The sequence below is a fragment of the Streptomyces sp. NPDC048057 genome (assembly GCF_040653095.1).
In the GTDB taxonomy this organism is placed as follows: Bacteria; Actinomycetota; Actinomycetes; order Streptomycetales; family Streptomycetaceae; genus Streptomyces.
Genome location: NZ_JBEZNF010000014.1, coordinates 152,603 through 173,291 on the forward strand (window position 1 = coordinate 152,603; position 20,689 = coordinate 173,291).

The window sequence follows — 20,689 nt, forward strand, 5'->3', positions numbered from 1 at the left end:
CTCACGAAAGGGAAGTGGCATGGTCTATCTGTCCCTGGGACTGCTCCTGCTGGGAGTCGTCACCGCGCTGAACCTGGTGCTGGTCCTCGCCGTCATCCGCCGGCTGCGCCGCCACGAGGAGGAGCGCAAGATCCGGACCAGCAGGTACGAGAACCTGACGTCGGGCCCTCCGACGGGCGAACCGCTGCCCGCGTTCACCGCCGTCGCCGTCGACGGGACGCAGGTGACCTCGGACGGCCTCGCGGGCCGGGAAGCGGCGCTGACGTTCCTGTCCACCGACTGCGCCGTCTGCGTCACCGCGGCCGGTGACCTGCCCGAGTTCGCCCGGCGCACCGGGATGGACGCCGCGCAGATCGTCGTGGTGATCGCCGGCAGCGACGACGCGGTGGCCGTGGAGATGACCGCGCCGCTGGCGGGGGTCGCGACCGTGGTGCGGGAGGAGTCCGCAGGGCCGCTGTCCACGCGGTACGAGGTCCAGGGCACGCCCACCACGGTCCTGGTCGACCCGGACGGCACCGTCACCTACGCCGAGGCCGGCACCAACCCGGTGCTGGACCGCCTGCCGGCGTGAGCGGAAGCCGGGGGGAGGCCGGGGTGGACCGGCTCGGCGGCGTGCGCGGCTTCGCCACCGGCGCGGGCGCCGCGCTGGAGCTGACCTGGCGCGCCGGCCCGGTCACCTTCGTCTGCCAGGTCCTGCTGACCGTGGCGCAGGGGCTGCTGCCCGCCGCGGCGACGCTCCTGACGAAGTGGCTCTTCGACGCGCTCCAGTACGGCGAAGGCGCGACGGGCCCCTCCCCCATGGCGCTCGCGGCGGGCATCGGCACGGTCGCCGCGCTGACGGTCGTCCTGCCGTTCGTGTCGACGTACACCGAGGTCCGGCTGCAACGCGGCATCGGGCACCTTGCCCAACGGCGCCTGTACGGCAAGGTCAACGAGTTCGTCGGGATGGGGCGCTTCGAGGACCCCGCGTTCCTGGACCGGCTGCGGCTGGCCCAGGACTCGACGATGAGCGCGCCCGGTCAGATCACCACCGCCGTGTTCGGCCTGGTCCAACAGGCCATCACCATCACGGGGATGGTCGCGGTGCTCTCCGCGATCTCCCCGTGGCTGACGGTCGTGACGATCGCGGCGGCGGTGCCGGCGCTGCTGGTCCAGATCTCCCTCACCCGCAGGCAGGCCGCGCTGACGTGGGAGATCAGCCCGCGCAACCGGCGCCAGCTCTTCTACCAGGAGCTGATGTTGAACGTCTCCGCGGTCAAGGAGGTGCGGCTGTTCGGCGCCGGCGGGTTCCTGCTGGGGCGGATGGACGCCGAGACGCGGGACATCAACGCGGCGGAGGAGCGGCACGACCGACGGGTGCTCGCGCTCCAGTCGCCGCCCGCGGTGCTCGGCGCGCTCATCGCCGCGGGCGGGCTGGCGTGGACGGTCCACGGCGCGCTGGCGGGGCGGTTCGGCGTCGGGGACGTGTCGGCGTACCTCGCCGCGTCCGCCGGGGTGCAGGGGGCGCTGTCCGTCACCATCAGCCACGTCAGCGGCGGCTACCACAGTCTGTTGACGTTCCGGCACTACGTGGAGGTCAACCGGCTCCCCACGGACCTGCCGGTGCGCCCCGACCCGCTGCCCGTGGCGCCGCTCGCGGACCGCATCGAGTTCGACGACGTCTGGTTCCGCTACCGCGACGACGGGCCCTGGGTGCTGCGCGGGGTGAGCCTGACGATCGCGCGCGGCGAGTCCATCGCCCTCGTCGGACTCAACGGCGCCGGCAAGTCCACCCTGGTCAAACTCGCCTGCCGGCTGTACGACCCGACGCGGGGCACCGTGCGCTGGGACGGCACGGACGTCCGCGACCTGGACCCGGCGCAGCTGCGGGACCGGATCAGCGCGGTGTTCCAGGACCGGGTGGCGTACGACCTGTCGGCGACGGACAACATCGGCATCGGGGACCTGCGCCACCGCGACGACCCCGAGCGGATCGTCGACGCGGCCCGTCGCGCCGACGCCCACGGCTTCCTCAGCGAACTTCCCCGCGGCTACGACACGTTGCTGTCCCGCACCTTCCCCGAGCCGGACGACGAGGAGACCGGGAAGCCGTCGGCGGGGGTGGCCCTGTCCGGCGGGCAGTGGCAGCGGCTCGCCCTGGCCCGCGCGCTGCTGCGGGAGGGCCGGGACCTGCTCGTCCTCGACGAGCCGAGCGCGGGCCTCGACGCGGCGGCGGAGCAGCAGCTGCACGAGCGGCTGCGGGCGCACCGCGCGGGCACGACCAGTCTGCTGATCTCCCACCGGCTGGGCACCGTGCGCCGGGCCGATCGCATCGTGGTGCTCGCGGACGGGAAGATCGGCGAGTGCGGCAGCCACGGCGAACTCGTGGCCCTCGGCGGCGAGTACGCGCGGCTCTTCGCGCTCCAGGCATCGGGATACATCGAGGACGAGGAGGTGGCGGTGTGAGCGACCCCGAAGGCGGGGGAGGCCCCGCGGCGGAGGTGCCGGGCCCGTTGGTGGAGGTGCGCGGGCTGGTCAAGACGTACGCCGCCGAATCCGGCGCCCCCGTGCACGCCTGCGCCGACGTGGACCTGCGGATCGACGAGGGCGAGACGGTCGCCCTGACCGGCCCGTCGGGCTCCGGCAAGTCCACCCTGCTGTACCTGCTGGGGGCGCTGGAGCAGCCCGACGCGGGCACGATCGACGTGGCCGGGCAGCGCGTCACCGCGATGAAGCGCGCGGAGCTCGCCGCGTACCGGCGGCGGGTGGGCTTCGTCTTCCAACGCTTCCACCTGCTGCCGGCGCTCACCGCGCTGGACAACGTCATCGCGCCCGTGCTGCCGTACCGGGTCGACTTCGACCGCCGGGCCAAGGCGCGCGAACTGCTGGCCTCGGTGGGGCTCGCCGGCCGGGAGGAGTCCCTGCCCGCGAAGCTGTCCGGTGGGCAGCAGCAGCGGGTGGCCGTCGCCCGCGCGCTGATCGGCGACCCCCGGCTGATCCTCGCGGACGAGCCGACGGGCAACCTGGACTCCGCGTCCGGGACGGAGGTCCTCGAACTGCTCGTCGGGCTGCGGGACCGGCTCGGGACGACCGTGGTGCTGGCCACCCACGACCGGGACGTGGTCGCCCGCTGCGACCGGGTGGTCCAGCTGCGGGACGGGCGGGTCGTATGAGGCGCCCCGCGGTCCTCGGCCTGGCCCTGACGTGTACGGGCGTGGCGCTCGTCGCGTGGCGGGTGCGCCGGCGCTACGTCACGGTGACCGTGCGCGGCCCGAGCATGGAGCCCGCCCTGACCCACGGCGACCGGGTGCTGATCCGCCGCGGGGCGCGCGGGTTGCGCCGCGGCGACATCGTGGTGGTCGCCCAGCCCGACCTGGAGACCTCGTGGCGCCAGCGGCCCCCGGTGACCGGGGACCTGGCTGCCACGGAGTGGTTCATCAAACGGGCGGTGGCGCTCGCGGGCGACCCGTTCGAGGGCGCGCCGGTGCCGCCGGGCCATCTCGCGGCGGTCGGCGACGGCCCGTACAGCGACGACTCCCGCAACCACGGCCCGTGCCCGGTGCACCAGGTCCTGGGCGTGGTGGTCCGCCGGCTGGCGCGGTAGGGGCGCGGGCGGCCGGGGTGTGGGGGTGCGCCCCGTGCGACCACGGGTGCCACCCTGCGGCCCCAGGACCTCGCCGTCTTCCTGCGGGGGTCATGTCCACTGCGGCCTGGTGGTGGGCTTGTCGCGCAGTTCCTCCCCCTGTGCCCTGCGGGCACGGGGGCGCCCCCACCTACGCCCAGAGGGCGTGGGGGGACCCCCAGCGCCCCTGTTTCGCTTCCCCAGTCACTTGTCTGCGGGCTGGAGGCGGAGGTCTTCAGGGGCGCTGGGGAACTGCGCGACAAGCCACCACCGGGCTCCGGAGACCAATGCGCCCGCAGGGGCACGGCGGTGGTGTCCAGGGGGCGCGGGACTGCGCGAGCAACCGCAGGTGGGCTGGCAACGGCGCAGCCGGGAGGGGCGGCGTGCCCGGTCCGCACGCCGCCCCTTGGACCTCTAGCGGGTCACTTGCCGAGGTACGCGTCGTGGACGTCCACCGTCGAGCGGTTGCCCTGCTTGTCCACGATCACGGCGCGCAGCGCGATGCCCTTGCCCGCGTCCGGGGTGCGGACCATGGCCTTGCCCTGCTTCACGGGCAGCTTCTGCCAGCTCTGGCCGCCGTCGTACGAGGCGTACGCCGTCAGGGACTTGAGGTTCCCGCCGGCCGCGGCGCCCTGCACGGTCAGCGGGACCTGCTGGACCTGCCGCGCGGGGGCGGTGCCGTCGAGGGCGACGGTCGCGCCGAACCGTGCCGTGGAGGCCGGCAGTTGCGTCTCCGTCGCCGTCTGCTGCGAGCGGAACTCCCAGCTCGTGTCGATGCGCGTGGAGGTCTTCGACACGGCGGGGTCGCGCGTCACCGACGTCGACAGCTTGTACTTGGCGTCGTCGGCGGGCACGGCGAACGGGGCCCGGTCCAGTGCGTCGGTGTTCTCCCCGACCTGCACACCGTTGCGCAGGAGCGTGGTCCGCACCGACTTGTGGAGCGAGCGACCGGGGTGACCCTTGCCGTCGGAGAAGAGGCGTACGTCGCCGTAGATCTCGTTCCCCTTGCGGAACAGGCCGTACGGGGCGCCCAGCACGGGGCTGGTCACCGCGGTGTTGAACTCCTCGCGGTAGGTCTGCCCGCCGCGGTACTCCTTGGGCTCCTGGGGCGCGAACGAGGTTTCGGTGATCCAGCTCTCCGGGGTGGAGACGACCTGCTGGAAGCCCATGTCCCAGCGCGCCCGGTCCAGCGTCGACAGGTGCAGCGTCCGCTCCTCGGGCAGCGGCCGGGCCGGTGAGCCGTACGAGAAGGGCGACGACGGCACGCCGGGGAGGGTGGCCGTGGGGAAGAGCGCGCCGCTCTTGCCCGGGGCGGAGGCGCCGAGGCCGACCTTCACGGTGGCCAGGTCGCCCGCGGTGAGGTGCCGCACGTAGCCGGTGGGGAAGCGGTCCCCGCTGCTGCCCGTCGTCACGCCGTAGTCCGTCGCGCCGTTGGTCCACGTCCCCGACCACAGGTGGGAGGCGCGACCGGTGACCGGCGGGCCGATGTGCGCGAGGCGCAGGTCGGAGAAGGACTCCAGCCCGAAGAACGCCCTGCGGTCGTACTCGCCCTTCTGGTACGACAGGGTCGCGGAGACCCTGTCCAGCGTCGCGGCGGCGTCCGGCACGGTGATGTCCACCGGCTTCGCCGCCCGCGCGTCGAGGGTCACCGTCTGCGGGCCCGTGAGCTTCAGCTCCGGCTGGACCAGCAGGTTGCTCGCCCGGGACGGAGCGGAGTCGCCGATGAAGGCGCTGAGGTAGTACGTGCCCTTCGGCAGCCGGACCTTGTTCGTGGGCGAGGTCTCGTCGAGGTGCGCGCTCTTGTCCCACAGGCTCGGTTCGACGCCGTCCACGCTGGTCGAGTAGCCCGTGGCGGGCTGGCCGTCCCGGCCCGTGTGCTGGAACGTCACCTCGTACGACTCGACCTCGCGCTCGACCACGGCCGGGGTGCGCACGCTCTGTCCGTCGCCGGCTGCCAGGACCTGGACGGAGTACAGGCCGTCGAGGGTGCCGCCGGGCCGGGTGTCCGCGGTCAGGTCCACGGAGGCGGTGCCGCCCGCGGGGACGGTCACCTTGTCGGCGCCGAGGGCGAAGAACCCGGCCGGCGCGGGCTGGCCCTTGGGGTCGCGGGCGTCGAGCGTGAGGGCGAGCGTGACCGGTTTGTCGCCCGTGTTGCGGTAGGTGATCTTCTTCGTCTGGAGCGGATCGTCGGCGTGCGGCCACTGGGCCTTGGCGAAGCCGATGGCGGAGGGCTCGGAGAACACGCTCTGCTTCAGGGCCGCGTCGACCTGGATGCGGCCCGCGCCCCCCTCGAAGACGCCGTACGCGCCCTGCTTGGCGGAGCCGGTGAGGGCGCCCTTGAGTTCGGCGTACGTCCACCCCGGGTGCCGCTGCTTGAGGATGGCGGCGGCGCCGGCGACGTGCGGGGTCGCCATCGAGGTGCCGTCCATCGACATGTAGCCGTCGGGGTTCTGGCCGTACCGCTCGGCGAGGAGGCTGCCGGGGGCGGCGGCGGCGGTGGTGGCCACGCCGGGCGCGGTGACGTCGGGCTTGACGGCCCCGTCGCCGACGCGGGGACCGCGGCTGGAGAAGTCGGCCAGCGCGTCGGCGTCGTCGACCGCGCCGACGGTGAGCGCGGCGTCGGCACTGCCGGGGGAGCCCACCGAGGACGCCCGGGGGCCGCTGTTGCCCGCGGAGACGGCGAAGAGGACGCCCTTGCTGGCGGAGAGCGTGTTGACGGCCGCTTCCAGCGGGTCGATCCCGGGTGCGTCCTCGCTGCCGAGGCTGACGTTCACGACGTCGGCGCCCTGGGCGACGGCCCACTCCATGCCCGCCAGGACCTCGGAGTCGCTGCCCCAGCCGAAGTCGTCGAGCACCTTGCCGTTGAGCAGTTGGGCGCCGGGGGCGACGCCCTTGTGGGCGCCGCCGGACTTGGCGCCGCTGCCGGCGGCGGTGGAGGCGACGTGGGTGCCGTGCCCGTTGCGGTCCTTGGCGTCGGCGGTCTGCGTGAAGTTCTGCTCGGCCACCACCTTGCCCGCGAGGTCCGGGTGCGTGGTGTCGATGCCGGTGTCGAGCACGGCGATCTTGACGCCCTTGCCGTCGTGCCCGCCCGCCCACGCCTTGGGCGCGCCGACCTGCGGCACGCTCTTGTCCAGGCTCGCCTTGCGGCCGGCGTCCAGCCAGATGCGGCTGACGCCGGGGGAGGCGACGGTGGCGTCCCGGGAGGCGGTCGTGTCCCGGGAGTACGTCAGCGCGGACCACAGCGCCCCGGCGTCCTTCGCGGGGGTCTGGACGGCCTCCGCGTTCAGCGACCTGAGGGCCTTGCGGACGGTGCTGCCGTCCGCCGCGCGCACCTCCTTGCGGGCGGCTGCGGCGGCGCCGTCGTACTGGACGATCACCTTGACGCCGCCGCGCTGCGCGGCGACGGTCTCGGGCCGCGTCAGCTCGGTCAGGTCGAACAGCCGCCGGTCGAGCTTGCCGGTGGCGAGCAGGCGCTCCGCGTCGGCGGGCACCACGAGGGTGCGTCCGCCCGCGGTGCGCATCCGCACGGGGACGTTCTGACGGCCCCAACCGGGCTCGACGCGGACGGGCTTGCCCTTGGCGTCGAGGAGCACCCGGTCGCCGGTGATCAGCGTGACGTCCTTCAGGGGGCCGTCGGGCCTGCTCGCGTGGACGGCGTCGTCGCCGGGGGGCGCGGCGCCGGCCGGGGCGGCCACGCCGGTGGCGAGGGCCGCGACCGCGGTGGCGAGGGCGAGGGCCGCCGTACGGCGGTGGTGCGGCCGTGCGGACGGATCACGATTCGTCCGTGCGGACGGTCGGGGGGATCTGTACAAAGGTCTTCTCCTGGTAGAGAGCCGTGCGCTGGCCCGGGCCGCCACGTCCTTGCGGACCAGGGGTTGTGGCTGCCGCTCCCGGGCTCACCAAAGCTGAGGAACGGTGCCCGGGCCGACGCTCGTACCGCATTGCTGCGGTGCTTGCGATCAGCAGTCCACCGGCCCGCGAGTTGTTCAGCAGCCCCGTTCCGTACGGCTAAACAACGGCCATCGGTGTGTCTGGTGGGGCTCTTGTGGTGATGGGAGGTGGCTTTCTAGCGTGGACGGTGCCTTGATCACAGAAACGGGGGCGGTGTGGGGAGACCGGAGAAGGCGCTCGACCCGGAGGCGGGACCGGTGGCGCGCTTCGCCCACGGACTGCGGGCGCTGCGCCAGGAGGCCGGCGGACTCTCGTACCGGGAACTGGCCCGGCGCACCGGCTACTCGGTGACGGCGCTCTCCCAGGCCGCCGCCGGGGAGAAGTTGCCGACGCTGCCCGTCGCGCTGGCGTACGTCGACGCGTGCGGCGGCGACGCGCAGGAGTGGGAGGACCGCTGGCGCACCGCCGAGGAGGAACACCTCTCCTGCGGCGCGCGCGACGAGGGCGCCCCGCCGCCGTACCGGGGCCTCGCCCGGTTCGAACCCGAGGACGAAGCCCTCTTCTTCGGCCGCGGACGGCTCACCGACGAACTGGTGGAACTGGTCTCGGCGTACCGCTTCACCGTCGTCTTCGGCCCGTCCGGCAGCGGCAAGTCGTCCTTGCTGCGCGCCGGGTTGATCCCGCGGCTGCGCACCTCGTCCGCCGCCCCGGCCGCCCTGCGGATCTTCACGCCCGGCGAGCACCCGATGCGCACCCGCGGCGACCTGCTCGTGCCCGTGGCCGGGGAGGGCGAGACGTGGCTGGTCGTCGACCAGTTCGAGGAGGTGTTCACGCTCTGCTCGGACGCGGGGGAGCGGGCCGAGTTCCTCACCGCCCTGCTCGCGGCGCGGCTGGACGACAGCGGGCTGCGCGTGGTCCTGGGCGTACGCGCCGACTTCTACGGGCACTGCCTCGCACATCCCGAGCTGGCCGTCGCCGTCAAGGAAGCCGCCCTGCCCGTGGGCCCGTTGAACCCGGCGGAGCTGCGCGAGGCGGTCGTGAAGCCCGCTGCTGCCGCCGGGCTCGTCGTCGAACGCGCCCTGACCGCCCGCCTGGCGGAGGAGGTCGCCGGCGAGCCCGGCAGCCTGCCGCTGCTGTCGCACGCCCTGCTGGAGACCTGGCGCCGGCGGCGGGGCCGCACCCTGACCCTGGAGGGCCACCGCGCCGCGGGCGGGCTGCACGGCGCCATCGTGCAGACCGCCGAGGACCTGTACGCGCAGCTCACCCCCGACCAGGCCGACGAGGCCCGCCGCATCCTGCTCAGCCTGATCACCCCGGGCGACGGCGTCCCGGACACCCGCCGCCCCGTCGAACGCCCCGAACTCGTCCCCGACGGACCGGACTCCGATGCCCACACGGTCCTCGACCGGCTGGCCCGCGCCCGGCTCGTCACCCTCGACCGGGACACCGTCGACCTGGCCCACGAAGCGCTGATCACCGCCTGGCCGCGGCTGCGCGGCTGGATCGACGAGAGCCGCGAACGGCTGCGCCGTCACCGGCGCCTGGCGCAGGCGGCCCACAACTGGCGCGCTCGACAGCGCGACAGCGGAGCGCTGCTGCGCGGCGGCGAGTTGGCCGAGGCCAAGCTCACCTTCGCCGCGCCCCGGCATCGGCGGGAGCTGACCCAGCAGGAGCGGGAGTTCCTGCGGGCCAGCAGCACGGCCCGCACCCGGTCCCGATGGGCGCGCCGCGCGGTGTTCTCCACGCTGGCGGTGCTCGTCGTGCTCGCCGTGGTGGCGGTGGACACGGCCTGGCGCGAGGGGCGCACCAGCCAGCGCCAGCGCGAGGAGTCGGCCGCCCGGCGGCTGGCCTCGCTGGCGCAGGGCGTACGGGCGGCCGATCCGGTCCTGGCGATGCAACTGGGGCTGACCGCGTGGAACCTCAAGCAGACGACGGAGACCCGCTCCGCGCTGCTGGGCGCGGTCACGCAGCCGGAGACGGACACGTACGACGTGCCGGACGGGACCGAGGCGGTGACGATCGACCGCTCGCCGTCCCTCCGCCTCAGCACGGACGGGCGCACGGCCGTCATCACCGACGAATCCGGTGTACGGGCGTGGGACGTCACCACGCACAAGGCGCTCGGACCGCTGATCCCGCTCACCTCCTTCACCTGGATGGCGAGGAGCGCTCCGGACGGGCGAACGGCGGTCATGGGGAGCTGGGACGAGAAGGCGAGGAGGTTCGACGTCCGGACGTGGGACCTGATGACGGGCGAGGCGACCGGCGCGCCGCTGCGGACGGCCAGCTGGGGCGCCGACTACGCCCCCGACAGCCGCACCCTCGTGGAAGCGGAGGTCGTCGGCGGCGGGGGCAGATTCGGGCTCCGGGACCTGCGTACGGGGCGGACGCTGTTCGAGCGGTCGACGGGGACCGATCCGCAATGGGCCGTGAGCAGGGACGTCCGGTTCCTGGCGCTGTGCCCCGAGAGGGCCGACGGGGACAAGAGAGGGGAGAAGGCTCCCCTCGAAATCTGGGACGTCCGCGAACGCCGCAAGCTGCCCAGGACGTGGCGCGGCGCTTGCGCCGCGGAACCTCCCCAGTTCACCGGGGACGGCACGACGCTCATGCTGCGGACCCCCGACGGGCTGCGCTTGTGGGACCCGACCACCGGGCGGGAGGGCACCCGGATCCGGCACGCGGGCCTGACCGAGGCGGTGACGAGCCCCGACGGGCGGTTCGCCGTGGCCGCGGACAGCCGCGAGATCCTGCTCTGGCGGCTGTCGTCGCCCAAGAAGCCGGTGTTCCGCTTCCCGCTCGCCAACGAGCTCGTCAGCGAGTTGAGGGTCGACACGGCGGCCGGGGTGATCCGCTACGTGACCAAACGCCACCGCATGGACACCGTCGTGCGCACCGTCTCCTACGGGTCCGCGATGAGTTCCGCATGGAGCCGGGAGCCCACCGGCAAGGGCGTGTTCAGCCGGGACGGCCGCACGCTCGCGGTCGAACGCCGCCGGGGCAGCACGTCCCACTTCGAGGCGTACGGCGTCCCGGACGGCCGTCGGACGGCCCGCACCCCCGGGTTCCGGTGCGCGAAGGCCGAGCCCGCCCAGGACGACATGGACTGCCACACCCTGCTCGCGCTCAGCCCCGACGGCCGGACCCTCGTGCACGGCCGGACGACCCTGTACGGGAACGAGGAGCTCAAGGAGTACCGGAGCCCGCACCTCTGGGACGTACGGAACGACGCGCCCGCCCGTCCGCTGGTGGAGTCCCGACCGCCGCACTCGGCGTCGCTGCCCATGACCGGGCTCGGCTTCACCGCGGACGGACGGTCCCTGCTCGTCACCCGGTACGGCATGGACGCCGTCGACGTCTGGGACCTGGTCCGGCGCCAGCGCACCCGGCCCGAGACACAGTCCAAGTCCCGCGCCACGACGCCCGGCGCCTTCATCGAACACCCCAACAGGCTCGTGGCGCGCCCCGACGACCGCTTGGTCGTCACCCCCCGGGTCCTCTTCACCCTGCCGTCGGGCCTGAGGGCCGCGCGCAGCCCCAACCTGGACGACGTCAGCGCGTTCGCCTTCAGCCCCGCCGGGGACCGCCTGGCGGCCGGGGATAGTTCGGGCGGGGTGACCTTGTGGGACGGGGACGTCGCCAAGCGGCGCGGGGCCCTGGTCGGCACGCAGAACGCCGCGCGGCGGGGCACGGTCGAAGCCGTCACGGCGCTGGCCTTCTCGCCCGACGGCGGGACGTTGGCGGTCGCGGGCGACAGCGGCACGCTCCAGCTCTGGGACGTGGCGTCGGGTCAGCCGCTGGGTGCGCCGCTGCCGACGCCGGGCGACCGCGTCGTGGCGGTGGCCTTCGCCTCCGACGGCCGCACGGTGCACAGCGTGGGCGCGTACAGCGGCATCCAGTCCCACGCGATCGACCCCGGGCGCCTGACGGCGTCCGTGTGCCGGCGCGCGGGGGGCGGGCTGTCGCGGGACGACTGGCGGACGTACCTGCCCGACGTCCCGTACCGGCAGGTCTGTTGACCGCTCAGCTCAGCGGCACGGCCTTCGCCGGGTCCGTGTGCCAGCTGCTGACGAGCGGCTCGTTCACCTCGACGCCGTCGACGGGGAGGGAGACCGGGTTCGGGTCGCCCGTGGAGACGGAGACGATCATCGAGGAGAACTCGACGCCGTTGTTGGCGTTGACGGACTTCGGGGTGACGCCCGCGTACGCGGTCTTGGTGCCGCTCAGGGTGATCGGCCGGCCGGCCGACTGCTCGGCGGGGCCGGCCTCGATCCCACCGGAGCCGAAGGCGACGACCGGGATGCCCGCGGGCAGGACGCAGGTGATCCCGCTCTTGGCCCGGACGCTGATCTCGTCGTACCCGCCGGCCTGGGACTTCGGCGTGACCTTCCAGCTCAGGTCGTTGGTGCCGCACGCCTGGCCGTAGCCGTCCTTGCCGCCGGCGCCCTGCTGCGTCGCGCCGTCCTTGCCGTCGTCCTTGTTGCTGTCCTTGCCTCCCGCGTCCGACTGCGCGCCGCCGTCCTTGCCGCCGCCCTGGTCCGCGGCGGGCGCCGAGCCGGTGTCCCCGGCCTCCTGGGTCTTCTGCTGCGTGCCGGCGGCCTTGGGCGGGGTGGAGTCCGCGGAGTCGTCGCTCTGGCAGGCGGTGGTGAGCAGCCCGACGGTCAGGACGGAGGCGAGGGCGATGGCGCTGCGCAGGGACTTCTTCACGGGGAGGCACGTCCTTCTGACTCGTGGGTGGGATCTCGACGCGGTGCTCTCCCCGTAGCCCTGCGGGCACGGGTGGAGGTGTCCCCACGTGGAGCGGTGGGGGAGGACCCCCGGCGTTGTCGCCGTTGCCCTTGAGCATGCCGTCCCGATGCGCCGTGCGACCGGTATCGCACCTGGTCATGACGTGGCTGTGAAGCCGCTGTGACACGGTCACACGGTGTTCACAGGGCCGTCCTCGTCGTGGATGAGGGCCTTCGCCAGCGTCCGCCACTGCGCGGGGAGGGAGGCGTCGGGGCCCGCCGGCTGGACGACGAGGACGACCTGGTCGGCGCCCGCTTCCAGGTGGCGGCCCACGCGGGCGGCGACCGCGTCGACGTCGCCCCAGGCCACCAGCGCGTCCAGCATCCGGTCGCTCGTCGTGGCGACGTCCTCGTCGGTGAACCCCATCCGGCGCAGGTTCTGCGGGTAGCCGCCGACCTGGGTCAGGAAGCTGATCGGTTCACGGGCCGCCTGACGCGCCCGCTGCGGGTCCTCCTCCAGGACGACGTACTCCATGACGATCAGCTTCGCCCCCGCGCCGAGGACCTGTCGGGCCTGCGCGGTGTACTCCGGGGTGACCAGCAGCGGCAGCGCGCCGGCCGCGCGGTCGCGGGACAGCTCCAGCATGCGCGGGCCCAGGGCCGACAGCACGCGGGAGCCGGCCGGGACGGGCGGGTCGGCGGCGTCCAGGCTGTCGAGGTAGGCGTTCATCGTGTGCAGCGGACGGGCGCCGTGCGCGCCGCCGAGACCGGTGATCAACCGTCCGGGGTCGGTGGCCTCGACGTCGTGGCGCAGGGCGACGACGTCCTCGGGCGCGTACACCTGCGCGGGGACGATCGCGCTGCCCACGGGGACCGTCCTGGTCGCCCGGACGACGTCCCGCAGCGGGTCCAGGGTCGCCAACTGGCCGCCGGCGATCCAGAGCGCCGAGTAGCCGAGGTCCTCCAGCAGGGCGGCGTCGTCGAGATGGCTGCCGTCGGCCCGTACGTCCAGGGTCACGCCGATGGGGCCGAGGCCGTCCAGGGCGAGTGTCATGGGGGTGCCGCCTTCCGTTCCGCGAGGGGTCCGTGTCGTACGGCCGCGACGCTATTTCCTGAACCTGACTTGAGGTCAACGGCGGGCTGACGCGGTGCGGCGGTCTCCCGTAGGGGCGCCGCTGCGTGCCGTACACGGGCCACCCGATGCCCCGTTTCGGCCGGTGTGCGCTGTTACGATCCTGGGACCTCCCTCGCCCGTGGCGGGTCCGGCCCGCGGTCGGGGTCGCCGCCGATCCGGAGGGCCCGTGCCCCGCATCCGTCTGCCCCGCGTCCGCCGTCAGCGCTCGACCCGCTCCCCGGACACCGTCGAGCCGCCGGGCACCGGTGAACTGCTGGTCGGCGTGGTCGTGGTGACGCTGCTGGTGATGGCCCTCGGCTCGGTGGCCAACTCGGTGGTGTGGCTCGTCGGGTTCATGGTGTTCCTGCCGGGTGCGGCGTCGGCGCTGTGCACCGTCCGACAGACCGTCATGGTCTGCGTGTGGACCATGCTCGTGGTCGCCGCCGTGGCGGTCGTGTGGGCCGACGGCGCCGCGGCGGCGGTCGACCGCGCGCTGATCCTGGTGCTCACCGTGTGCCTGGGCGTGGCCTCCGTGTACGCCTGCCACCGGCGCATCCGGCGGGAGCACGAGATGCTGCGGCTGCGTTCGGTGGCCGGCGCGATGCAGCGGCAGATCCTGGCGCCCCTGCCGTTCGGCACCGCGGACGTGCTCGTCGACGGCGTGTACGAGCCCTTGCAGGAGGACCGGCTCGTCGGCGGCGACGTCTACGACGTCGTGGAGTCGCCCTGGGGGACCCGGGTGCTGATCGGCGACGTGCAGGGCAAGGGGCTGCCGGCGGTCGGGGCCGCGTTCGCCGTCATCGGCGCGTTTCGCGCGGCGGCGCGGCGGGAGCGGGAGCTGACCGCGGTCGTGGACTTCCTGGACGCCTCCGTCACCTGGCACAACGTCCGCGCCGAACGGGCCGGGGACGACGAGCGGTTCGTCACCGCGCTCGTCGTCGACATCGGCGCGCAGGGCGATGCGCGGGCCGTCAACTGCGGGCACGTGCCGCCGTACCTGCTGCACGGCGGCGCCGTGACCGAGCCGCGGCTCACCTCCGGCGTCCCGCTCGGGCTCACCGCGCTCACGGACGAGCCGGTGACGGTGGACTCGTTCGCCTTCCCGGCGGGTGCGGTGCTGTTGCTGAGCACCGACGGCCTCATGGAGACGCGCGCCGCGGACGGCACGTTCTACCCCGTCGAAGAGGACCTCGCCCGCCGGGTCCACCTGCCCCCCGACCTGCTGCCGCGCGCGCTGTGCGACGACGCGCGCGCGTTCGCGGGCGGCGGTGGCCAACAAGACGACGTAGCCGTGCTCACGGTCCACCGCGCGCCCCGCTCGGACTGACCACCCGCGCCGTTTCCCTGCGCGAACGACCCCGACCGGGCCGCAGGTAACGAGTTGAGGGAAGCGACGCAGGGGCGCTGGGGGTCCCCCCACGCCCTCCGGGCGTAGGGGGCGGAACTGCGCGACAAGCCCCCACCGGGCCGCGGAGGGCAACGCTGCCGCAGGGAAACGGCAGTGGTCCGCCGCGCGGGTCAGGTGCGTGGTGTCAGCGTCGACAGGGTCATCGCCGTCAGGTCCGCCTCCAGCGCCCCCGCGTCCGGCATCGCCAACGCCCGGAAGTTGCGCGTCGCCAGCAGCGACAGGAGCCACCACGCGGCCGAGTCCGCGTTGAGGCCGGGGCGGACGCCGCCCGCGTCCTGGCCCTCGCGCAGGACGCGGGACAGGTCGTCGGCAAAGCGGCGCAGCGAGCGCCGCGCGGCCTCGCCGACGTCCGGGTCCGCGGAGAGCGACGCGGCGTCGGCGAAGAGGAAGCCGAGGGACCCGGGGCGGTGGAAGCGCGCGACGTGCTCCGGGTCGAGGAACTGTGCCAGCGCCTTCGGCACGCTGCCGCCGTCCCGTACGGCCCGGGTCAGGTCGGCGCCGACGGTCGTCACGGCGTCCTCCAGCACCGCCGCGTACAACGCCGCCTTGCTCCCGAAGTGGTGGAAGACGACCGGTTCGCTGACTCCGCCGCGGGCGGCGACGGCGGACGTCCTGCCGCGCTGGTAGCCGGTCTCGGCGAACACCTCGGTCGCGGCGCGCAGGATCGACGCCCGTCGCTGGTCGGCGGTCAGACGCCTGCGCCGGGGCGCTTCGGGCGGGCCGGGCGCGGCGGACGGTGGTGTGCCGGAGTTCACGCGGCTCAGCGTAGCCGCGCCTTGCCCACCATTACTTAGTCGTGACTAAGATGGCTGTTCTTAGTCGCCACTAAGTTAGGGGATCCCGTGGTTCTCCAGCACCTCCTGCACGGCCGTCACGACCCCGCGGCACCCGGTGCGATCGGCCGGGCCCGCGCCTACGCCGCCCTGACCTCCGTCGCCTTCCTCGGACTCCGACGCCGTACGTACGGACGGCTGGTGCGCATCGGCGGGGCGCAGCCGGGGGACCGGGTGCTCGACGTCGGCTGCGGCACCGGATACCTCACCCGTCTGCTCGCCCGGGCCGTCGCCCCGGGCGGTACCGCCACCGGCCTCGACCCGGCGCCCGCGATGGTCGACTACGCGCGCCGACACGTCCGCGCGCCCGGCTGCACCTTCACCGAGGGCCTCGCGGAGGAGCTGCCGTACGAGGACGGCGCCTTCGACCTCGTCATCACCAGCCTCGCCTTCCACCACGTCCCCGAGGGCCGCCGGGAACGCGCGCTGACGGAGATGCACCGGGTCCTGCGGCCCGGCGGCCGGCTCGTGATCGCCGACTTCCGCCCGCCGCGCCGTGGCCCCGGCCGCCATCTGGTGGGCGCCACGGTCGGCGCCGTGATGCGGGACAACCGCGTCGACCTCCTCGCCGCCCTGATCCTCGCGGCGGGCTTCCACGACCAGGACGCGGGCCGGCTGCCCCCGCTGCTGCACTGGGAGAGCGCGACGAAGCCGGCCAGGGAAGCCCCGTGAAGCGCCGCCACCGGCACGCCGTCGCCCTGGCCCCGGTGGTCGTCGCCGGAATCGGCTGGCACCTGTGGCACGGCGGCGGCGACACCGGACTCGTCGTGGCCGCCGCGGTGCTCGGGGCCCACCTCGTCGCCGCGGCGCTCGGCTACTGGCTGCTGCGCCGCCGCAGGCCCGCGCCCCTGCGCGAGCACGCCGACGCCGTGCACCCCGTGCACGACAGGGCGGCCGAGCGCCCCGCGTACGAGGGGATGGCCGAACACCCCGAGGTCAGTCCGTGGCCTCCGCCGACCACGGACGGTCCAGGCAGCAGCGGACGAAGTCCTGCACGACGGGACCGCTGTCGCGGGCCCAGGCCACGCCGACCTGACTGGGACTGACGCCGGTGACGGGGCGGTAGACGACGCCGGGGCGGGCGTAGAAGCGGGCGGCGGACGCCGGCGCGAGGGCGACGCCGTACCCGTTGGCGATGGCGCTGAGCCAGGCGTCCGGCTGGTCGGTGACCGCGCCGATGCGGACCGGGCGGCCCTCGCGTTCGTCCGCGGCCAGCCAGAGGTCCCGCCACCAGTCGGTCTCCTGCGGTGCGGCCACGAACGGCTCGTCCCACAGGTCCCGGAAGCGGATCACGTCCCGCTCGGCCAGGGGGTGCCCTTCGGGGAGCGCCACCCAGCGGGGCTCGGTGAACAGCACCGCCGTCCGCAGGGCGTCCTGGCCGGGGAAGGGCAGTCGCAACAGGGCGACGTCGACGTCGCCTTCGGTGAGCCCCGCGCTCGGGTGCGACCAGGTGGCCTGCCGCATGTCCACCCGCCAGCCGGGCCGGCGCCGGGTGAACTCCGCGATGATCCGCGGGGTCGCCTCGTTGGCGGCGCTGGCCAGGAAGCCGACCCGCAGCACCCGGCCCGCCTCGCTGGCGGCGCCCTTCGTCTCCCGCGCCGCCCGGTCCCAGTCGGCCAGGAGGGCGGGCACCCGCTCGGCCAGGGCCCGGCCCGCTGCCGTCAGGGCCATGCCCGTACGGGACCGGGTGAACAGCCGCACCCCGAGCTGCGTCTCCAACTGTTTGACCTGCTTGGTGAGCGCCGGCTGGGAGACGAACAGCCGCTCCGCGGCGCGGGTGAGGGTGCCCTCCTCCGCCACGGCGACGAAGGAGCGCAGCAGCCGGGTGTCCACATCCATGCTTCCAGGTTATAGATGCAGGTATTGGACGCCACGGAAGCACTCGGGAAGCCTTGTCGACGAGAGCGCACCGGCCCTGCCGGACGCACGACGCGCTCGACCCGGAGCACATGGAGAGACGAGGCAGGCACATGTCCACCGCCTACGTGATCATCACCGTCATCACGGTCCTGGCCAACGTCGGAAACGTCGTCATGGACTTCGCCAACCCCAAGTCCGTCCAGGCCAACGCGGCCGAAGTGAGGGTCCCCGCGAACTGGATACCCTGGCTCGCCGCGCTCAAGGGCGCCGGAGCAGCCGGTCTCCTCGTCGGGCTCCTGGGCGCCCCGGCGGTCGGCCTCGCCGCCGCGACGGGACTCGTCCTGTTCTTCGTCGGTGCCGTCGCCGCGCACGTCCGGTTCGGCGTGTTCCACAACATCGCCTTCGCCGGCAGCTACCTCGCCCTGGCCGTCGCGACCCTCGCCCTCACCGTCGCGCGCTGAAAGCGAACTCCTCACAGGTTCCACTGGTCGAGGAGCACGTCCGCCAGGTCCGGACCGCCGGCGGGGGCGCCGGGGCCCTCCAGGGCCTGTTCCGTCCAGATGACCTTGCCCCAGCTCGTGTAGCGGGTGCCCCAGCGCACCGCGAGCTGGGCCACCAGGAACAGCCCGCGACCGCCCTCGTCGGTGATCGCCGCCCGCCGCATGTGCGGTGCCGTGTTGCTGCCGTCGAAGACCTCGCAGATCAGCGAGGAGCTGTGGATCATCCGCACGGTGATCGGCTGCGCCGCGTAGCGCACGGCGTTCGTGATCAGCTCGCTGAGGATCAACTCGGTGGTGAAGACGATGTCGTCGAGGCCCCAGGCGCGGAGCCGGGCGGCGCACTCCGCCCGTACGGCACCGACCGCGGCGGTCTCGGACGGTACGCGCCACTCGGCGATCCGCTCCGGTGCCAGCCGGTGGGTGCGGGCCACCAACAGGGCGACGTCGTCGCGCGGTTGCGCCCCCGGCAGCGCCGCCAGCACCGCGCGGCACGTCTCCTCCGGGTCCAGCTCCGCCCGGTCCGCGACGGCGTCCCGCAGCAGGCCGAGACCGACGTCGATGTCCCGGTCGGGGCGTTCGACCAGGCCGTCCGTGTACAGCACGATCCGCGAGCCCTCGGGCAGATGGATCCGGGCCGTCTCCACCGGCAGCCCGCTGCCGGTGCCCAGCGGGGGCGAGACGGGGACGTCCGGGACGTGGGTGCTGCCGTCGGGGTGGATCACCACGGGCGGCGGGTGGCCGGCGCGGGCCATGACGCAGTCGCCGGTGATCGGGTCGTAGATCGCGTACAGACAGGTCGCACCGGTCACGTTGGGACCCTTGTCGGCCGGGGTGCGCTCCTGGTCCATCCGGTCCACCAGCTCGTCGAGGTGGCCCAGGATGTCGTCCGGCGGCAGGTCGAGCGCGGAGAAGTTGTGCACCGCGGTCCGCAGCCGCCCCATCGTCGCCGCCGCGTGCAGCCCGTGGCCGACCACGTCGCCCACGACGAGCGCGACCCGGGCGCCGGGCAGCGGGATGACGTCGAACCAGTCCCCGCCGACCCCGGCCTGCGCGGGCAGATAGCGGTACGCCACCTCCACCGACTCCTGGGCCGGGAGGTAACGCGGCATCAGGCTGTGCTGGAGCGTGACGGCCATGGTGTGCTCGCGGGTGTAGCGGCGGGCGTTGTCGAGGGAGACCGCCGCGCGGGCCGCGACCTCCTCGGCGAGCGCCAGGTCCTCCTCGTCGAACGGGGCGGACCGGCCGGCGCGCCAGAAGCAGACCGCGCCCAGCAGCGTGCCGCGCGCGGTGAGCGGCGCGGAGATCAGCGAGTGCACCCCGTACTCGACGAGCCGCCGGGCGCCCTTCGGGTCCTGCGCCCGCCACGCGCTGTCGGCGCGCAGATCGGGCTGGAGGACGGTGCGGCCGGTGGCCATGCCGCGGGCCTGCGGGGTCGTGGCGTCGAAGACGACGGGCGTGCCCTCCGGGTAGAAGGGGGCCTCGTCGTCCACCCCGGCGGTGACGGTCCGGCGCACCTCGCCGTGCGTGCCGTGGATCTCCTCGCCGCGCAGCACGGCGTCCGCGAGGTCGACGGTGACGAAGTCGGCGAACCGGCCGACGGTCGTCTCCGCCAGCTCCCGCGCGGTCCGCCGCACGTCCAGCGTGGTGCCGATGTGCATGCCGGCCTCGTACACGACCTGGAGGCGCCCCTGCGCGGCCTCGGCGCGGCCCGACACCGCCAGCAGCTCGGTGGTGTCCCGTACGGTCGCGACCCGGCCGCCCGGCCCGTTGGCGCGCGCGGCGGAGCCCTTGCCGGCCCCCTCGGTGGGGCGCTGGCTGACCGCCAGCGTGCGGTCCCGCACCTCGTACAGCTCGTCGGTCGCCTCCCGGCCCGAGACCAGCAGGTCCGCGATGCCCGGCGGCAGCTCCAGCTCGGCCACCTCCCGCCCCTCGGCGTCCTCGGGCAGGTCCAGCAGCCGGCGGGCCTCGTCGTTGGCGAGCCGCAACCGGCCGTCGCGGGCGACGATGAGGACGCCCTCGCGCACGGAGTGCAGCACCGCGTCGTGGTGTTCGTACAACCGGGTGATCTCGGTGGGCCCGAGCCCGTGCGTCTGCCGCAGCAGCCGCCGGCTGAGGAGCGCGGCCCCGCCGGTGCTCAGCAGCACCGCGCCGCCGGCCGCGCCCAGCACCGCGGGCAGCTGCTCGCGGGCGGCGGACTGGATCCGGGCGACGGTCACCCCGGCCCCGACCGCCCCGACGATCGTGCCGTCCGGCCCGCGGACCGGTACGTACGCCCGCACCTGAGGCCCCAGGGTGCCCACCCGGTCCTCGACGACGGTCTCCCCGGCGAGCAGGGGGGCCAGGTCGGCGGTGGACTGCTTGCCGATCCGGTCGGGCAACGGATGGGTGAGCCGGGTCCCCTCGCGGTTGAGCACGACGAGGAAGTCCACCTCGGCGCCCTTGCGCGCCTCCTCCGCCCTCGGCTGGAGCACGGCGGTCGGATCCGGCGAGAGGATCGCGGCGGCGGTCCCCGGCGCGTGCGCGAACCCCTCGGCGAGCGCGAGCGAACGGCTCCCGGCCTCCTGGTTGCTCTCCTGCCGGGACATGACCAGCAGCAGGACGACCGCCCCGGCGGCGAGCAGGAGCACCACGACGAGCTGGAGCACGAACATCTGCCCCACGACACTCCGCAGCCCGAACACGGACCGGGCCCCACCACCATCCGCTCCGGAGGAGCGCTCGGTACCCGTCATGCACCTTTTCTACCTGGATGACACGT

Annotated in this window: 15 protein-coding genes; 9 read left to right on the forward strand and 6 right to left on the reverse strand. The window is 74.2% G+C overall.

Going from position 1 to position 20,689, the window contains the following annotated elements; genetic code table 11:
• Positions 1 to 19: 19 nt before the first annotated feature.
• The 4 genes from AB0E05_RS18545 to AB0E05_RS18560 are packed head-to-tail and all read left to right on the forward strand — an operon-like array spanning position 20 to position 3,583.
• A complete protein-coding gene (locus AB0E05_RS18545; protein ID WP_361964607.1) occupies positions 20 to 571 on the forward strand; it encodes a TlpA disulfide reductase family protein in 552 nt (183 codons plus the stop codon).
• Positions 568 to 2,445 carry an ABC transporter ATP-binding protein gene (locus AB0E05_RS18550; protein WP_361964609.1) on the forward strand — a complete coding sequence of 626 codons (1,878 nt, stop codon included), beginning with the start codon at positions 568 to 570 and terminating at the stop codon, positions 2,443 to 2,445. Before AB0E05_RS18545 ends, AB0E05_RS18550 begins: the two co-directional genes overlap by 4 nt.
• Positions 2,442 to 3,152: an ABC transporter ATP-binding protein gene (locus AB0E05_RS18555; protein ID WP_361964611.1), complete on the forward strand. Its 711-nt coding sequence runs from the start codon at positions 2,442 to 2,444 to the stop codon at positions 3,150 to 3,152. The genes AB0E05_RS18550 and AB0E05_RS18555 overlap by 4 nt, the downstream gene beginning before the upstream one ends.
• On the forward strand, positions 3,149 to 3,583 hold the full coding sequence (locus AB0E05_RS18560; protein ID WP_361964613.1) for a S26 family signal peptidase: 435 nt from the start codon (positions 3,149 to 3,151) through the stop codon (positions 3,581 to 3,583). The genes AB0E05_RS18555 and AB0E05_RS18560 overlap by 4 nt, the downstream gene beginning before the upstream one ends.
• 440 nt (positions 3,584 to 4,023) lie before the next feature.
• Here the strand turns inward: AB0E05_RS18560 and AB0E05_RS18565 are convergent, their stop codons facing one another.
• Complete coding sequence (locus AB0E05_RS18565; RefSeq protein ID WP_361964615.1) at positions 4,024 to 7,413, reverse strand: S8 family serine peptidase; 3,390 nt, start codon at positions 7,411 to 7,413, stop codon at positions 4,024 to 4,026.
• 294 nt (positions 7,414 to 7,707) lie between these two features.
• On the opposite strand from AB0E05_RS18565, the gene AB0E05_RS18570 reads away from it, so the two are divergent.
• Positions 7,708 to 11,508: a helix-turn-helix domain-containing protein gene (locus AB0E05_RS18570; protein ID WP_361964617.1), complete on the forward strand. Its 3,801-nt coding sequence runs from the start codon at positions 7,708 to 7,710 to the stop codon at positions 11,506 to 11,508.
• A 4-nt stretch (positions 11,509 to 11,512) separates the two neighbouring features.
• Here the strand turns inward: AB0E05_RS18570 and AB0E05_RS18575 are convergent, their stop codons facing one another.
• Positions 11,513 to 12,196, reverse strand: a complete 684-nt coding sequence (locus tag AB0E05_RS18575) for a DUF4232 domain-containing protein (protein WP_361964619.1) — start codon at positions 12,194 to 12,196, stop codon at positions 11,513 to 11,515.
• Between the two features lie 210 nt (positions 12,197 to 12,406).
• On the reverse strand, positions 12,407 to 13,270 hold the full coding sequence (locus tag AB0E05_RS18580) for a TIGR03620 family F420-dependent LLM class oxidoreductase (protein ID WP_361964621.1): 864 nt from the start codon (positions 13,268 to 13,270) through the stop codon (positions 12,407 to 12,409).
• 262 nt (positions 13,271 to 13,532) lie between these two features.
• Here AB0E05_RS18580 and AB0E05_RS18585 point away from each other — a divergent pair, with 262 nt between their 5' ends.
• Complete coding sequence (locus AB0E05_RS18585; RefSeq protein ID WP_361964720.1) at positions 13,533 to 14,657, forward strand: PP2C family protein-serine/threonine phosphatase; 1,125 nt, start codon at positions 13,533 to 13,535, stop codon at positions 14,655 to 14,657.
• A gap of 191 nt (positions 14,658 to 14,848) precedes the next feature.
• On the opposite strand, the gene AB0E05_RS18590 is transcribed toward AB0E05_RS18585, so the two are convergent.
• Positions 14,849 to 15,493 carry a TetR/AcrR family transcriptional regulator gene (locus AB0E05_RS18590; RefSeq protein ID WP_361964623.1) on the reverse strand — a complete coding sequence of 215 codons (645 nt, stop codon included), beginning with the start codon at positions 15,491 to 15,493 and terminating at the stop codon, positions 14,849 to 14,851.
• A gap of 87 nt (positions 15,494 to 15,580) precedes the next feature.
• Between AB0E05_RS18590 and AB0E05_RS18595 the strand changes: the two genes are divergently transcribed.
• Complete coding sequence (locus AB0E05_RS18595; protein ID WP_361964625.1) at positions 15,581 to 16,243, forward strand: methyltransferase domain-containing protein; 663 nt, start codon at positions 15,581 to 15,583, stop codon at positions 16,241 to 16,243.
• Positions 16,240 to 16,617, forward strand: coding sequence for a hypothetical protein (locus AB0E05_RS18600; protein WP_361964627.1), 378 nt, complete (start codon positions 16,240 to 16,242; stop codon positions 16,615 to 16,617). Before AB0E05_RS18595 ends, AB0E05_RS18600 begins: the two co-directional genes overlap by 4 nt.
• On the opposite strand, the gene AB0E05_RS18605 is transcribed toward AB0E05_RS18600, so the two are convergent.
• Positions 16,508 to 17,410 (reverse strand): LysR family transcriptional regulator, encoded by a 903-nt coding sequence (locus tag AB0E05_RS18605; RefSeq protein ID WP_361964629.1) that lies wholly within the window; start codon positions 17,408 to 17,410, stop codon positions 16,508 to 16,510. The two genes, AB0E05_RS18600 and AB0E05_RS18605, sit on opposite strands and share 110 nt — an antisense overlap.
• A 131-nt stretch (positions 17,411 to 17,541) precedes the next feature.
• Between AB0E05_RS18605 and AB0E05_RS18610 the strand changes: the two genes are divergently transcribed.
• Positions 17,542 to 17,892 carry a DoxX family protein gene (locus AB0E05_RS18610; RefSeq protein ID WP_361964631.1) on the forward strand — a complete coding sequence of 117 codons (351 nt, stop codon included), beginning with the start codon at positions 17,542 to 17,544 and terminating at the stop codon, positions 17,890 to 17,892.
• Positions 17,893 to 17,903: 11 nt separating this feature from the next.
• Here AB0E05_RS18610 and AB0E05_RS18615 read toward each other — a convergent pair whose 3' ends face one another.
• Positions 17,904 to 20,663 carry a SpoIIE family protein phosphatase gene (locus tag AB0E05_RS18615; protein WP_361964633.1) on the reverse strand — a complete coding sequence of 920 codons (2,760 nt, stop codon included), beginning with the start codon at positions 20,661 to 20,663 and terminating at the stop codon, positions 17,904 to 17,906.
• Positions 20,664 to 20,689: the final 26 nt, after the last annotated feature.

Bases quoted from the DNA above. Each gene is read 5' to 3' on its own strand.
- AB0E05_RS18545 (WP_361964607.1), top strand. From the start codon at position 20: ATGGTCTATCTGTCCCTGGGACTGCTCCTGCTGGGAGTCGTCACCGCG.
- AB0E05_RS18560 (WP_361964613.1), top strand. From the start codon at position 3,149: ATGAGGCGCCCCGCGGTCCTCGGCCTGGCCCTGACGTGTACGGGCGTG.
- AB0E05_RS18580 (WP_361964621.1), bottom strand. From the start codon at position 13,270: ATGACACTCGCCCTGGACGGCCTCGGCCCCATCGGCGTGACCCTGGAC.
- AB0E05_RS18605 (WP_361964629.1), bottom strand. From the start codon at position 17,410: ATGGATGTGGACACCCGGCTGCTGCGCTCCTTCGTCGCCGTGGCGGAG.
- AB0E05_RS18610 (WP_361964631.1), top strand. From the start codon at position 17,542: ATGTCCACCGCCTACGTGATCATCACCGTCATCACGGTCCTGGCCAAC.
- AB0E05_RS18615 (WP_361964633.1), bottom strand. From the start codon at position 20,663: ATGACGGGTACCGAGCGCTCCTCCGGAGCGGATGGTGGTGGGGCCCGG.